Below are 13,799 nucleotides of genomic sequence, written 5' to 3'. Positions count from 1 at the left end.
GAAAGCCTTAAAATACATGAGGATATTAGGAAGAAAAACTGTGGTTTTCTTTGACATGTTGACAAACGTTCAAGTATAATTGTATTGTACATATTTTCTCTATGTCAGTTTAGGAGGTATTAATAACTCTATGTCAAACTCAAAGAAATTAGCAAATAATTTAGAAGAAGTACAAAAGCAACAGGACATTATAAATAAAGAAAGAATAAAAAAATATAGAAAAAAGAGTGAATTTATTAGAGACTCTTTAATATTATATATTAAGGACAAAAAAAATCTAAGCAAGATAGAAGAATTAAAAAAAGGATATATAGAAATGGCACAAATTAACCTTGATATATGTGAAATGGGCTTTGCAGATGACATGAAGGTATTAAAAGAATATGAAGCCAAGCTTGCGGAGAGTGATTTGCCTGATGACAATGGTAGTGAAAAGAGGAGATATATTTTATGCTGATTTAAGTCCAGTTGTGGGTTCTGAACAGGGTGGAATAAGACCTGTACTTATTATTCAAAATAATGTAGGCAATAAGTACAGCCCTACTGTAATTGTTTCTGCAATTACATCTCAGATAAATAAAGCGAAACTTCCAACACATGTGGAAATTTCCTCAGAGGAATATGGGCTTAATAAAGATTCAGTAGTTTTGTTAGAACAAATAAGGACATTAGATAAAAAAAGATTGAAAGAGAAAATTGGTCATATGTCTGAAAAAGATATGAGAAAAGTAGATGAAGCACTTTTGATAAGTATTGGACTATAAAGCAAAAAGGGGCAGAAATGTCCCTTTTTTAATTTAAATGAAAAACTTATACATGGATATATATAATCGTATACATACCTTTTTAAGTTTATGTAGTGTAATTTTTCTAATATATTGTTATAATAATAAAAGATAAAAATCAAACATAGGAGGGTTTAAAATGACAAAAGATATTGGAGAGCTAAAAAAAATAGCTAAGAGCATAAGAAAAGATATTGTAACTATGCTCACTGAATCTGGCTCAGGGCATCCAGGCGGTTCACTTTCAGCAGCTGATATTTTAACAGTTTTATATTTTAAAGAAATGAATATAGATCCTGAAAAACCACACGATCCAGATAGGGATAGATTCGTTTTATCAAAGGGACACGCAGCACCAGTATTATATAGTGCTCTTGCAGAAAGAGGCTTCTTTAATAAAGAAGAATTAATGAGACTAAGAAAATTAGGTTCAATGTTACAAGGACACCCTAATATGAACTATGTACCTGGAGTAGACATGTCAACAGGTTCACTAGGTCAAGGAATTTCTACTGCAGTTGGTATGGCACTAGCTGGGAAGTTAGATAAAAAAGATTATAGAGTATTCGCTCTTTTGGGAGATGGAGAATTAGAGGAAGGACAAGTGTGGGAAGCTTCTATGGCAGCAGCTCATTATAAATTAGATAATTTAACTGCTTTTGTAGACTATAACAGCCTTCAAATAGATGGAAGAATTCAAGATGTTATGTCTCCAGATCCAATAGATAAAAAATTTGAAGCTTTTGGTTGGCATGTTATAAAAATCGATGGACATAACTATGAAGAAATTATAGCTGCTATAGACGAAGCTAAGAATACAAAAGGAAAGCCAACAATGATAGTTGCTAAGACTATAAAAGGTAAAGGAGTATCCTTCATGGAAGATGATGCATCTTGGCATGGGTCAGCTCCAAACAAAGAACAATGTGAGCTTGCATTAAGAGAACTTGGGGGTGAAGAATAATGGCAAATAAGATAGCTACTAGGGAAGCTTATGGAAAGGCTTTAGCAAAGTTAGGAGAAACTAATCCAAATGTCGTTGTACTTGATGCAGACTTATCTAAGTCAACTAAAACAGCAGACTTTAAAAAAGTATTCCCAGAAAGACATATAAATATGGGAATTGCTGAAGGAAATATGATGGCTGTTGCAGCTGGACTTGCAACTTGCGGCAAAATACCATTTGCAAGCACTTTTGCTATGTTTGCAGCAGGAAGAGCTTTTGAGCAAATAAGAAATACAATCTGTTATCCAAAACTTAATGTAAAGATATGTGCAACTCACGCAGGATTAACAGTTGGTGAGGATGGAGCATCACATCAAGCTATAGAAGATATATCTCTTATGAGAAGTATTCCAAATATGACAGTAATATGCCCAAGCGATGCAGTTGAAACAGAAGCTGCAATAAATGCAGTAGCAGAGTATAATGGACCTTGCTATGTTAGACTTGGAAGACCAGGAGTATCAATAATAAATGATAATCCTGAATATAAGTTTGAGATTGGAAAGGGTGTAACCCTAAGAGAAGGAAAAGATGCTACTATAATAGCTACGGGTGTTATGGTAGAGCAAGCTCTTGAAGCCTATAATGTTCTTGCAGAAGAAGGAATAAAGGTTAAGGTAATAAATATACATACTATAAAACCTATAGATGGAGATATTATAATAAATGCAGCAAGAGAAACAGGTGTTATAGTAACTGCAGAAGAACACAATATTATCGGAGGCTTAGGCTCTGCTGTATGTGAAGTTTTAAGTGAAAACTTCCCAGTTCCAGTAGTAAGAGTAGGAGTTAAGGATGTATTCGGTGAAAGTGGAAAACCTGCTGAATTATTAAAAGCTTATGGTTTGACTTCAGAAGATATAGTTAAGGCTGTTAAAAAAGGAATATCACTTAAATAAAATAAAAAAAGAGAAGAAGCAGGTCTATGCTTCTTCTCTTTTTCATTTTATTTGCAGTTATTATTGTAATTTTATCATATAAGATATATGTGTAAGAGTATATTATATTTTATTAAGAAAGAGTTATATGTGCTGAAAGTTATGGTATAATAAATTAATTATGGAAGTATATAATTTTATATGGGATATAACACGGAATTTGTGGAAAAATAAGTTTTAATAAAGTCTATAACTTCTACGCTTAACTTCTAATTTTTAATATGAATTATTATCGGGGGTATGTTTATGGAAAAAGGTTCAAAGAAAGATATGAGCAAATATGTAATGGAAGGTATAAAAAAGCATATAAAAGAATATGTAATGATTACTATAGGATATGTAATATTAGCTTTCGCTATAAAGTTTTTCTTAGAACCTAATAAAGTAGCTGGTGGAGGGGTAACGGGAATTGCAATCATAATAAATCATCTTGTTCCTAGTCTAAGTGTTGGAACATTGATGCTCATGATGAACATAGTGCTATTTATAGTGGGATTTGTGGCTATAGGAGGACATTTTGGAGCAAAAACTATATATGCATCTCTTGGATTATCAGGATTAATATCCCTTTTGGATAGATACATATCACCAGAAGCAGCAATAACTCATGATTTGCTTTTAGCTACTCTATTTGGTACATTTTTATCAGGCATAGGTATGGCTATTGTGTTTAATGAAAATGCATCCACAGGTGGAACGGATATATTAGCTAAAATACTAAATAAGTTTGTGCATCTAGATATAGGTAAGTCTCTTCTTATTGTAGACTTTGTAATAGCTGTAGCAGCAGGATTTACATTTAGCCCAGAATTAGGTATGTATGGACTTCTTTCTGTAGTTTTAAATGGAATTACAATTGACAATGTTATAGAAGGAATGAATACAGCTAAGGCTATTATAATTATGAGTTCTAAGAATGATTTAATAAATAAATATATTATTGAAGAATTAGATAGAGGATGCACTATATTTGAAGGAAAAGGAGCTTATAGTGGAAAGAAAATAGATGTATTATATACCATATTAGACAGAAAAGAGTTTATAAAACTTCGAAATTATATAAAAGAAATAGATAAAAAGGCTTTTATAAGTGTAAGTGAAGCCCATGAAGTTTTAGGAGAAGGGTTTAAAGATATATTGGAAGATTAACGATTATTAATAATATATTAATTTAAATTTATTTATATTATGTTATAATAATACATGTAAGAAATCATAATATGAAGTAAATCCTCCGCTTAAATCGGATTTTGCGGTGTGAACGAAAGAAACTAGGATGGGAGCTATAGTATGATTGAATTTAAAAATACAACTAAAATATATGATAATAATGTCTTTGCCCTTTCGAATATAAACTTAGAAATAGATAGAGGAGATTTTGTATTTCTTGTAGGGCCAAGTGGTGCAGGTAAATCTACATTTATCAAGCTGCTTTATAAAGAAATAGAACCTACTACAGGGAGAATACTACTCAATGGAGAAGATGTGACTAAACTCAAAAGAAAAAATATTCCATTTTACAGAAGAAAAATAGGAATGGTTTTTCAAGATTTTAGATTAATACCAAGTCTAAATGTGTATGAAAATGTTGCTTTTGCCATGAGGGTAATAGAGGCACCTTATAAAGAGATTAAAAAAAGAGTCCCTCTGGTGTTATCTATGGTTGGATTATCTCATAAATTCAAGTGCTTTCCAAACGAGTTATCAGGAGGGGAGCAGCAAAGAGTGGCTCTTGCAAGAGCTATTGTAAACAATCCTACTATGCTTATTGCGGACGAGCCTACAGGTAACTTAGATCCAGATACTTCGATGGAGATTATGAACATATTAAATGATATAAATAAAGCAGGAACGACTATTATAATGGCTACTCATGATAAAGGGATTGTAGATACGTTGAAAAAGAGGGTTATAGCTATTGAAAAAGGGGTAATAGTAAGAGACGAGCAGAAAGGTAGATATGGTTATGAAAATTAGTACTATAAAATATTTTTTTATTGATGCTTTAAACAGTTTAAAAAGAAATACAACTTTAACAATAGCTTCTGTAATTACTGTTTCACTAACCCTTTTTATGTTTGGAATATTTTTACTTACAATGCTTAATGCGAACCAGATTTTAAAACATGTTGAATCTAAGCTTGAGGTATCTGTATTTTTAAAAGATGATATTAAGGCTGAAGATAAACAGAATATAGAGGAAACTCTTAAAAAGGTTAATGGCTTATCTGATATAACTTATGTAAATAAAGAGCAAGCTTTAGAAAGATGGAAAGAACAATTAGGAGAAGAAAATAAGGATCTAGTTCAAGGACTTGAAAATAAAAATCCTCTTCCTGAATCCTACATTGTAAGAGTAGAAAATGCAGATATTGTTAAGAATGTGGTTGAAAGTACAAAAGAATTAAATGGAATAGAGAAAGTAGTAGCTAATGAAGATTTAGTTAATCAGATATCTAAATTGACGAGGGGAGTAAAATGGGTAGGGTTTACAGCTTTAATGATAATGATACCTATTTCATTACTTCTAATAGGAAATACAATTAAATTAGCTGTTTATGCAAGAAAAAAAGAGATAAGTATAATGAAATTTGTAGGAGCTACAGACTGGTTCATAAGATGGCCTTTTATAATTGAGGGAGTAGTTATAGGAATTATAGGTTCTCTTGTTTCCAGTGGATTTCTTTATTATTCTTATGGGGTAGTATATAGAAAACTTTCCTCAATAATAATAATGTTGAACTTAATAACTCCAAAATATTTCTTAATGAATGTAATATGGATATTTGTTCTTTCAGGGATTTTGATAGGAGGACTTGGAAGTATTTTATCTATTAGAAAATTCTTAAAGGTATAGATTAAATATTACTTATGATAAAAGGTTGGCGATTTTTTCGTCAGCCTTAATATTTATTTTAATTTTATTTTTAAAGGTATAAATGCATATTGATTAACGTAAAAATATAATTAAAACGGATATAAGAGATAAGAGGAAAGGTTGGGTTATAAGAATATGAATGACAGCAATGGAAAAATTAAATCAAGAGACAGTAAAATCATATGGATATTAATAGGAGTGTTAATATTAATATTAACAAATTTCGCTACGTACATAATAGGAACAAGAATGCCTATAAAGGGAACAAGAAGAATAAGCGAAAAAACATATGAAAATCTTGTGCAATTTAATAAGTTATTTATAGTTAAGGAAAATCTTAATCACTTTTATGATGGAAAGATTGATGAAGAAGCTCTTGTAGATGGGGCGATAAAAGGAATGACGGAAAGCTTAAAAGATCCATATACTGTCTATATGAATGCAAAAGAATTTAAGGAGTTTAGCACTGAAACAGAAGGAAACTACGTTGGACTAGGCCTTCAAGTTGCTGTAAAGGATGATAAGGTAGTAGTAATAGCACCTTTTGAGGATTCTCCAGCAAAGAAAGCAGGAATATTAAGTGGAGATATAATTGAAAAGGTAGATGGAAAAGAAGTAACTGGAAAAGAATATGAGAAAGCTGTAGCCATGATGAGGGGCGAAAAAAACACTTATGTTACTTTAACCATAACTAGAGAAGGTAAAGGAACCTTTGATGTAAAGGTAAAAAGAGAAGAAATCACTCTAACTACTGTAACTGGCGAAATGATAGATAATGGTATAGGATATGTACAGATAACCATGTTTGATGAACATACAGATGAACAGTTTAATAAGGTTACAAAGGATTTAAAGAAAAAGGGCATGAAGGCTATGGTGCTGGACTTAAGACAAAATCCAGGTGGATGGCTAACACAGTCTATAAATATAACTTCACAATTTGTTCCTAAAGATAAAGTTATAGTATCTACAGAAGATAAGAATGGTAATAAAGAAGAGTATAAATCAAAGGGTGGAGATCTTATAGGAATGCCTCTTGTAGTTCTTACAGATGGAGGAACAGCTAGTGCTTCTGAAATATTTTCAGGTGCAATAAGAGACTACAATTTGGGAACTTTAGTTGGAGAGAATACCTTTGGAAAAGGAATAGTGCAAAGCGTGCTTTATGAAAAGAAATACGGATTTGGAGATGGAACAGCATTAAAGGTAACTACTTCTAAATACTACACTCCTAAAGGAGAAAATATACATCATAAAGGTATTAAGCCAAATATTGAGGTAAAATATCCTAAGGAATTATCAGAAAAACCTTATGATAAGAAAACAGATCCTCAATTTATTAAAGCCCTAGAGGTTATAAAAGAAAAGGTCAAGTAGATAAATAGTGAGAGGGGAAATAATCTTACATGAGTATTTTATTAAATTCATTAAGGGCTGTAGCTTATGCTATAGTTACATCCCCTTATGTGTTTATATTAATAATATTTGCTATCATATTTTATAGGCAAAATAGAAGGATAGTTATGATGCAAAAAATGATTATTGGAGACAAGTTAAATTCTTCCTTTGAGCTTACTATATCTCAAATTGTGTTTGGAATACTAGCAGGCGTCATAGGAAGTATTATGCTAAGTTATTTAGGAGTCTCCTTTAATGAAAATACGTCCATAGAACTAGTATTTTTAACGTCTATATTTCTTGTGCTCATAAATCCAAGACTTATATGTTTTTCTTATTCTGCTTCTATATTAGGCTTTATAAGTATACTTCTGCAAATTCTCAGAGAAATGTATAATGTAGATGTAAAATCTCTAGGTTTTTTAAACATAGATGTAGTAGCTCTTATGACTTTAATTGCTGTACTTCACTTTGTTGAGGGTATTTTGGTTATTTTAGATGGAAGTAAAGGAGCTATACCTATATTTACAAAAAAGAGCAATAAGATAGTTGGTGGTTTTGCGTTAAAAAGATATTGGACTCTTCCAGTAGCTATTGCCTTGATAGTAAATTCTAGCATGTATTCTTTGGACAATATAATACCCATAAGGGAATGGAACACTCTATTAAATCCTTCGACTCCTTTTAGTATTGTAAAAAATGCAGCAATACTTCTTATGCCTTTTTATGGAGTTATAGGATACAGCAGTATAACTTTTACTAAAACAAAAAATGAAAAAGCTCTTTCTTCAGGAATTATGATAATGATTTATAGTGTAATTTTGTTCATGTTTGCAAGGCTTGCTATTTTAAATATATTTTTTAAGTTGTTTGTAGTTATATTTGCTCCTACAGCTCATGAAGCTATGCTTTATATACAAAGGTACAGAGAAGTAAATGCTGAACCTAAGTATGTAAGCGATGAGAGAGGAATGATGGTTCTTGAGGTAGCTCCAAACTCACCAGCTTTTGAAATGGGAATTAAAAGTGGAGATTTGCTTATAGAAGTCAATCATAAAAAGATATCAAAAGAAGATGACATAGTTAAAACGATTAAAGAAGCTTCCAATATGGCTTTGTTTAAAATAAAAAGGGCAGCTGGGAACTTAGAAGAGATAAGATATAAGAATATAGATAATTCAAAGAAGCTTGGTATTGTATTTGTGCCTGTAAGTGTTCCTGATGAAACTGTAGTTGTAAGATTGGACGGAAGTAAATTTCAAGAAGTGTTAGAAAAATTAAAGAATGATAATAAGTAAATAAAAAACTAACTCATATGGGTTTATGCCAATAAGAGTTAGTTTTTGTTTATTTATTGACATTAAAATCTCTAAAGTATACAATTGATATGTTCGAACTAGTGTTCATGGGAGATGAGAATATGGAGAAGTTTAAAATACATTCTAAATTTAAACCCACAGGAGATCAACCTGAAGCTATTAAAAGCATAGTTGAAGGTATAAATAGAGGAGAAAAGTTTCAAACATTACTTGGAGTAACGGGTTCGGGAAAGACCTTTACCATGGCAAATATAATAGAAAAAGTCCAAAAACCAACCTTAGTTTTAGCTCATAATAAAACATTAGCAGCTCAATTGACATCAGAGTTTAAGGAATTCTTTCCTGAAAATTGTGTAGAGTACTTTGTATCCTACTACGATTACTACCAGCCAGAAGCTTATGTACCCCAAACAGATACATTTATTGAAAAAGACGCATCTATAAATGATGAAATAGATAAGTTAAGACATTCAGCTACATCCGCTTTGCTTGAAAGAAAAGATGTTATAGTGGTGGCTTCTGTTTCTTGCATTTATGGACTTGGTAATCCAGAAGAATATAAAAAGTTAACTGTGTCTTTAAGAGAGGGTATGGAAAAAGACAGAGATGAAATAATGAGACAGCTTATAGATATACAGTATGAGAGGAATGAAATAAATTTTGTAAGAGGTACCTTCAGAGCAAGGGGGGACGTCCTTGATATATTCCCAGCTTCATCCACAAACATAGGTATAAGAATAGAGTTTTTTGGAGATGAAATAGATAAAATAAGAGAATTTGATGTTTTAACAGGAGAAATAATAGGTGGAAGAAAACACATATCTATATTTCCAGCTTCTCACTTTGCAACTTCAAAGGACAAACTTGAAGTTGCTATAAAAAAGATAGAGGAAGAGTTAGAAGAAAGAGTAAAAGAGCTTATGGCTGAAGATAAGCTGCTAGAAGCTCAAAGATTAAAACAAAGAACTAACTTTGACATAGAAATGATAAGAGAAGTTGGGTATTGCAGTGGAATAGAGAATTATTCAAGAATTTTAGATGGAAGAGCTCCAGGAACTCCACCACAAACTTTAATTGATTATTTTCCAGAGGATTTTTTACTATTTATTGATGAAAGTCACGTAACATTACCTCAAGTAAGAGCTATGTACGGAGGAGATAGATCAAGAAAGGATAACTTAGTTAAATATGGATTCAGACTTCCCTGCGCTTATGATAATAGACCTTTAAAGTTTGAAGAATTTGAAGGAAAATTAAATCAAACCGTATTTGTAAGTGCTACACCAGGACCTTATGAAGAGGAGCATTCCACAAATGTAGCAGAGCAGATAATACGACCAACTGGACTTTTAGATCCAGAAATCATAGTAAAGCCTATAAAAGGGCAGATAGACGATTTATATGCTAATATACGTGAAACAATTGATAAAGGCTTTAGAGTTTTGGTTACCACCCTTACGAAAAAGATGGCTGAGGATTTGACAGATTACTTTAAAGAAATGGGAGTAAAAACAGAGTATCTTCATTCCAGCATAGATACCATAAAGAGAATGGAGATTATAAGAGATCTTAGAAAAGGTGAATTTGATGTACTGGTGGGAATTAACCTTTTAAGAGAAGGACTAGATATACCAGAAGTTGCTTTAGTAGCAATATTGGATGCAGATAAAGAAGGTTTTCTTCGTTCTGAAACTTCATTAATACAAACTATAGGAAGGGCAGCTAGAAATTCTGAAAGCAAGGTCATAATGTACGCGGATAAACTAACTAAGGCTATGAATTTTGCTATTAGTGAAACAAATAGAAGAAGAAAGATACAGATAGAATACAATAAAAAACATGGAATAGTTCCAACCACTATATTTAAGGAAATAAGAGATGTAATTCAAACAAAGGTATCAGAAGAACAAGAAGAATATAAAGTTGATGCAAATACAGAGAAGCTTACTAAAAAAGAAATAGAAAAGCTTATATCTAAATACGAAGAGGAAATGAAACAAGCAGCGAAGGAACTACAATTTGAAAGAGCGGCAGAACTGCGCGATGAAATCGCGAAATTAAAAGAAGCATTAGAGTAGAAAATGAAGAAAGGAAGGAATAAATGAGGGATAAGATTGTTATAAAAGGTGCTAAGGTTAACAATTTAAAAAATGTAGACTTAGAGATTCCTAGAGAGAAATTAGTTGTATTTACGGGGCTTTCTGGTTCTGGTAAGTCTTCTTTGGCCTTTGACACATTATATGCAGAGGGGCAGAGAAGATATATAGAATCTTTATCTGCTTATGCAAGGCAGTTCCTAGGACAGATGAATAAGCCAGATGTGGAGTATATTGATGGGCTTTCACCAGCTATATCTATAGATCAGAAGACTACAAGCAGAAATCCCCGTTCTACTGTGGGAACTGTCACTGAAATATATGATTATTTAAGGCTTTTATATGCTAGAGTTGGAATTCCTCATTGCCCAAAGTGCGGAAAGGAAATAACTCAACAAAGCGTAGATACAATGGTAGATAGAATATTAGAGCTTCCAGAGAGAAGTAAGGTGCAAATTTTATCACCTATAATAAGCGGAAGAAAAGGACAACATGCAAAGGTGCTGGAAAGTATAAAGAAAAATGGATTTGTAAGGGCTAGAATAGACGGGGAGATATATGATCTTCAAGAGGAAGAGGTAAATTTAGACAAGAATAAAAAGCACACTATAGAAGCGGTTATAGATAGAATTATAGTAAAAGAAGGAATAGAGAGCAGACTTACAGATTCCTTAGAAACAGCTCTAAAGCTTTCAGAAGGTGTAGTTATTGTAAATGTCATAGGGGGAGAAGATCTTAAATTTAGTGAAAAATTTGCTTGCCCAGATTGCGGCATAAGTATAAGTGAAATAGAACCTAGACTCTTTTCTTTTAATACCCCTTTTGGAAGATGTGAGAAATGTGATGGTATAGGAAGTTTAATGGAAATAGATGAGGACTTAATTATACCAGATAAAAGCAAGAGTATCTTAGGAGGAGCTATTATATCTTTAGGAGATACTTCATTAAAAGAGGATTCTTGGACATTTAGTGTGTTAAAAGCTTTAGCAAAAGAGCTTAAATTCGATTTAAATACTCCTATTGAAGAATTGCCAAGAAAAACTTTAGATTATATTTTATATGGTCTAGATGGAGAAAAAATAACTGTAGAATATGTAAAAGAGGATAAGAGAGGGCTATATAATCATAGATATGAAGGTATAATAAACAGCCTTAGAAGAAGGTATGTGGAGACTAGTTCAGATTACATTAAAAGGCAAATAGAACAGTATATGAGCGATACACCTTGTCCTGAATGTAAAGGTACAAGACTAAAGCCCGAAGCTTTAGCAGTAACAGTAGGAGGAAAAAACATATTTGAATTTGCAAATATGTCTATTAAAGAAGAGCTTGAATTTATAAACAATTTGAAGCTGTCAGAAAAAAATACTATTATAGCAAATCAGGTATTAAAAGAAATTAAAAGTAGACTTCAGTTTTTAATAGACGTAGGTCTTGATTATTTAGACTTAAACAGAAAATCTGGTACTTTATCAGGTGGAGAATCTCAAAGAATAAGGCTTGCAAGCCAGATTGGATCAGGATTAGTTGGAGTTTTATATATTCTTGATGAACCAAGTATAGGGCTTCATCAAAGAGATAATGATAAATTGATAGGTACACTGCAGCATCTAAGAGATTTAGGAAATACCTTAGTTGTAGTGGAACATGATGAGGATACCATGAAGGAAGCAGATTTTATTGTGGATGTAGGACCAGGTGCTGGAGAACATGGTGGAAGAATTGTTGCTGCTGGAGATATAAATGAAATAAAAAAATGCAGAGAATCTATAACTGGTCAGTATCTAACTGGTGAAAAGAAGATAGATGTTCCAAGAGAAAGACGTAAGGGCAATAATCAATTTATAGAGGTTATTGGAGCGAGAGAGAATAATTTAAAGAATATAAATGTAAAATTTCCTCTAGGTGTTTTAACCTCTGTAACAGGAGTATCAGGATCAGGAAAAAGTACTTTAGTAAATGAAATCTTATATAAAGGACTTAATAAAAAAATAAATAGGTCTAAAATGAATCCTGGACTTCATAAAGATATATTAGGTGTAGAAAACATAGATAAGGTTATAAATATTGATCAAAGTCCTATAGGAAGAACTCCAAGATCTAATCCTGCTACCTACACAGGTCTATTTGACGTAATAAGAGAACTATTCTCTAATACTTCAGAAGCTAGAATGAGAGGATATAAGGCAGGAAGATTCAGCTTCAACGTAAAAGGTGGAAGATGTGAAGCTTGCCACGGTGATGGCATAATAAAGATTGAAATGCAATTTTTATCTGATGTTTATGTTCCATGCGAAGTTTGCAAAGGAAAAAGGTACAATAGAGAAACACTTGAAGTTAGATATAAAGGGAAAAACATAGATGAAGTCTTAAATATGACTGTAGAAGAAGCACTAGAATTTTTCTCAAATATTCCAAGAGCTAAAGCTAAGCTCCAAACTCTTATGGATGTAGGTTTAGGCTATATAAGACTTGGCCAACCATCTACCCAGCTGTCAGGAGGAGAAGCTCAGAGAATTAAACTTGCCTATGAGCTGTCTAAGAGAAGTACAGGAAAGACTTTCTATATACTAGATGAACCTACTACTGGTCTTCATATAGACGATGTAAATAAGCTTATACAAATACTTCAGCGTCTGGTTGATAGCGGAAATACAGTGGTTGTAATAGAGCACAATCTTGATGTAATCAAATGTTCAGATTATATAATAGATTTAGGACCAGAAGGAGGAGACAGAGGAGGTACAATTATAGATTGCGGTACTCCAGAGAAAATATCACAAAATAATAATTCTTATACAGGATATTATCTAAAAAGAAAGTTATAATAAAATTAACAATATATTAAAGGCTAGCGGAGTTTACGCTAGTCTTTAAGTATGGTAAAATTAAACTTTAGTTATATAATATAAATTTATAGTAAGTAGGTGGATTTATGCCTTTAGTAAGATTGGTTTTAAGAGTTCTCATAATCGTAATAATATATATAATAATATTTTGGGCTTTGAGAATTATGTACAAGGATATAAAGGGTGGAAATAGGAGAAGAAGGGCTTCAAGACAATTAGGATTAGAGGTTATTAAAGTTGGAGATAATAAATCTAATCTAAAAGTAGGCTCTGTAATACCTATTCATTCTAAAATGACTGTAGGAAGAAAAGAAGATAATCTTTTAGTTCTGCATGATCAATATGTTTCAGGGCATCATGCTGTAATTTTCATCAAGAACAATGAATATTTTATAAAGGATTTAGATAGTACGAATGGAACTCTGCTTAATGGTACAAGATTAGATAAGGTTTTAGCCTTAAATGTGGATGATGAAATAATAATAGGAGAGTATGTATTTAAGGTTATTGGTTAATAAGGAATGGAGAAT

The 13,799-nt window shown here is 31.9% G+C and carries 12 protein-coding genes; all 12 read left to right on the top strand.

Annotated elements, in window-relative coordinates; translation table 11 throughout:
• Positions 1 to 130: 130 nt before the first annotated feature.
• Entirely contained in the window at positions 131 to 457 is a 327-nt protein-coding gene (locus ACFWTK_RS03515) for a hypothetical protein (protein WP_415874750.1), read from the top strand.
• On the top strand, positions 417 to 764 hold the full coding sequence (locus tag ACFWTK_RS03510; protein ID WP_061858785.1) for a type II toxin-antitoxin system PemK/MazF family toxin: 348 nt from the start codon (positions 417 to 419) through the stop codon (positions 762 to 764). The genes ACFWTK_RS03515 and ACFWTK_RS03510 overlap by 41 nt, the downstream gene beginning before the upstream one ends.
• 160 nt (positions 765 to 924) lie before the next feature.
• Positions 925 to 1,749, top strand: coding sequence for a transketolase (locus ACFWTK_RS03505; RefSeq protein WP_415874749.1), 825 nt, complete (start codon positions 925 to 927; stop codon positions 1,747 to 1,749).
• Positions 1,749 to 2,690 carry a transketolase family protein gene (locus ACFWTK_RS03500; RefSeq protein ID WP_415874748.1) on the top strand — a complete coding sequence of 314 codons (942 nt, stop codon included), beginning with the start codon at positions 1,749 to 1,751 and terminating at the stop codon, positions 2,688 to 2,690. Before ACFWTK_RS03505 ends, ACFWTK_RS03500 begins: the two co-directional genes overlap by 1 nt.
• A gap of 285 nt (positions 2,691 to 2,975) precedes the next feature.
• A complete protein-coding gene (locus ACFWTK_RS03495) occupies positions 2,976 to 3,878 on the top strand; it encodes a YitT family protein (RefSeq protein WP_415874747.1) in 903 nt (300 codons plus the stop codon).
• A 141-nt stretch (positions 3,879 to 4,019) separates the two neighbouring features.
• On the top strand, positions 4,020 to 4,706 hold the full coding sequence (gene ftsE, locus ACFWTK_RS03490; protein WP_415874746.1) for a cell division ATP-binding protein FtsE: 687 nt from the start codon (positions 4,020 to 4,022) through the stop codon (positions 4,704 to 4,706).
• Positions 4,696 to 5,586 (top strand): permease-like cell division protein FtsX, encoded by an 891-nt coding sequence (ftsX, locus tag ACFWTK_RS03485; RefSeq protein WP_415874745.1) that lies wholly within the window; start codon positions 4,696 to 4,698, stop codon positions 5,584 to 5,586. The genes ftsE and ftsX overlap by 11 nt, the downstream gene beginning before the upstream one ends.
• A 156-nt stretch (positions 5,587 to 5,742) precedes the next feature.
• Positions 5,743 to 6,984 carry a S41 family peptidase gene (locus tag ACFWTK_RS03480; protein WP_415875154.1) on the top strand — a complete coding sequence of 414 codons (1,242 nt, stop codon included), beginning with the start codon at positions 5,743 to 5,745 and terminating at the stop codon, positions 6,982 to 6,984.
• A 29-nt stretch (positions 6,985 to 7,013) separates the two neighbouring features.
• A complete protein-coding gene (locus ACFWTK_RS03475) occupies positions 7,014 to 8,303 on the top strand; it encodes a PDZ domain-containing protein (RefSeq protein WP_415874744.1) in 1,290 nt (429 codons plus the stop codon).
• Between the two features lie 122 nt (positions 8,304 to 8,425).
• Complete coding sequence (gene uvrB, locus ACFWTK_RS03470; RefSeq protein WP_415874743.1) at positions 8,426 to 10,402, top strand: excinuclease ABC subunit UvrB; 1,977 nt, start codon at positions 8,426 to 8,428, stop codon at positions 10,400 to 10,402.
• A 23-nt stretch (positions 10,403 to 10,425) separates the two neighbouring features.
• Positions 10,426 to 13,248: an excinuclease ABC subunit UvrA gene (gene uvrA, locus ACFWTK_RS03465; RefSeq protein WP_415874742.1), complete on the top strand. Its 2,823-nt coding sequence runs from the start codon at positions 10,426 to 10,428 to the stop codon at positions 13,246 to 13,248.
• Positions 13,249 to 13,355: 107 nt separating this feature from the next.
• Complete coding sequence (locus ACFWTK_RS03460) at positions 13,356 to 13,784, top strand: FHA domain-containing protein (protein ID WP_415874741.1); 429 nt, start codon at positions 13,356 to 13,358, stop codon at positions 13,782 to 13,784.
• The last annotated feature ends 15 nt before the right edge of the window (positions 13,785 to 13,799 follow it).

The organism is Clostridium sp., assembly GCF_047777555.1.
Lineage (GTDB): Bacteria > Bacillota > Clostridia > Clostridiales > Clostridiaceae > Clostridium_H.
The sequence above is the reverse complement of the archived record's forward strand: the minus strand, read 5'-3'. Positions and strand labels throughout refer to the sequence as shown.

Bases quoted from the DNA above. Each gene is read 5' to 3' on its own strand.
- ACFWTK_RS03515 (WP_415874750.1), top strand. From the start codon at position 131: ATGTCAAACTCAAAGAAATTAGCAAATAATTTAGAAGAAGTACAAAAG.
- ACFWTK_RS03510 (WP_061858785.1), top strand. From the start codon at position 417: ATGACAATGGTAGTGAAAAGAGGAGATATATTTTATGCTGATTTAAGT.
- ACFWTK_RS03505 (WP_415874749.1), top strand. From the start codon at position 925: ATGACAAAAGATATTGGAGAGCTAAAAAAAATAGCTAAGAGCATAAGA.
- ACFWTK_RS03500 (WP_415874748.1), top strand. From the start codon at position 1,749: ATGGCAAATAAGATAGCTACTAGGGAAGCTTATGGAAAGGCTTTAGCA.
- ACFWTK_RS03495 (WP_415874747.1), top strand. From the start codon at position 2,976: ATGGAAAAAGGTTCAAAGAAAGATATGAGCAAATATGTAATGGAAGGT.
- ftsE (WP_415874746.1), top strand. From the start codon at position 4,020: ATGATTGAATTTAAAAATACAACTAAAATATATGATAATAATGTCTTT.
- ftsX (WP_415874745.1), top strand. From the start codon at position 4,696: ATGAAAATTAGTACTATAAAATATTTTTTTATTGATGCTTTAAACAGT.
- ACFWTK_RS03480 (WP_415875154.1), top strand. From the start codon at position 5,743: ATGAATGACAGCAATGGAAAAATTAAATCAAGAGACAGTAAAATCATA.
- ACFWTK_RS03475 (WP_415874744.1), top strand. From the start codon at position 7,014: ATGAGTATTTTATTAAATTCATTAAGGGCTGTAGCTTATGCTATAGTT.
- uvrB (WP_415874743.1), top strand. From the start codon at position 8,426: ATGGAGAAGTTTAAAATACATTCTAAATTTAAACCCACAGGAGATCAA.
- uvrA (WP_415874742.1), top strand. From the start codon at position 10,426: ATGAGGGATAAGATTGTTATAAAAGGTGCTAAGGTTAACAATTTAAAA.
- ACFWTK_RS03460 (WP_415874741.1), top strand. From the start codon at position 13,356: ATGCCTTTAGTAAGATTGGTTTTAAGAGTTCTCATAATCGTAATAATA.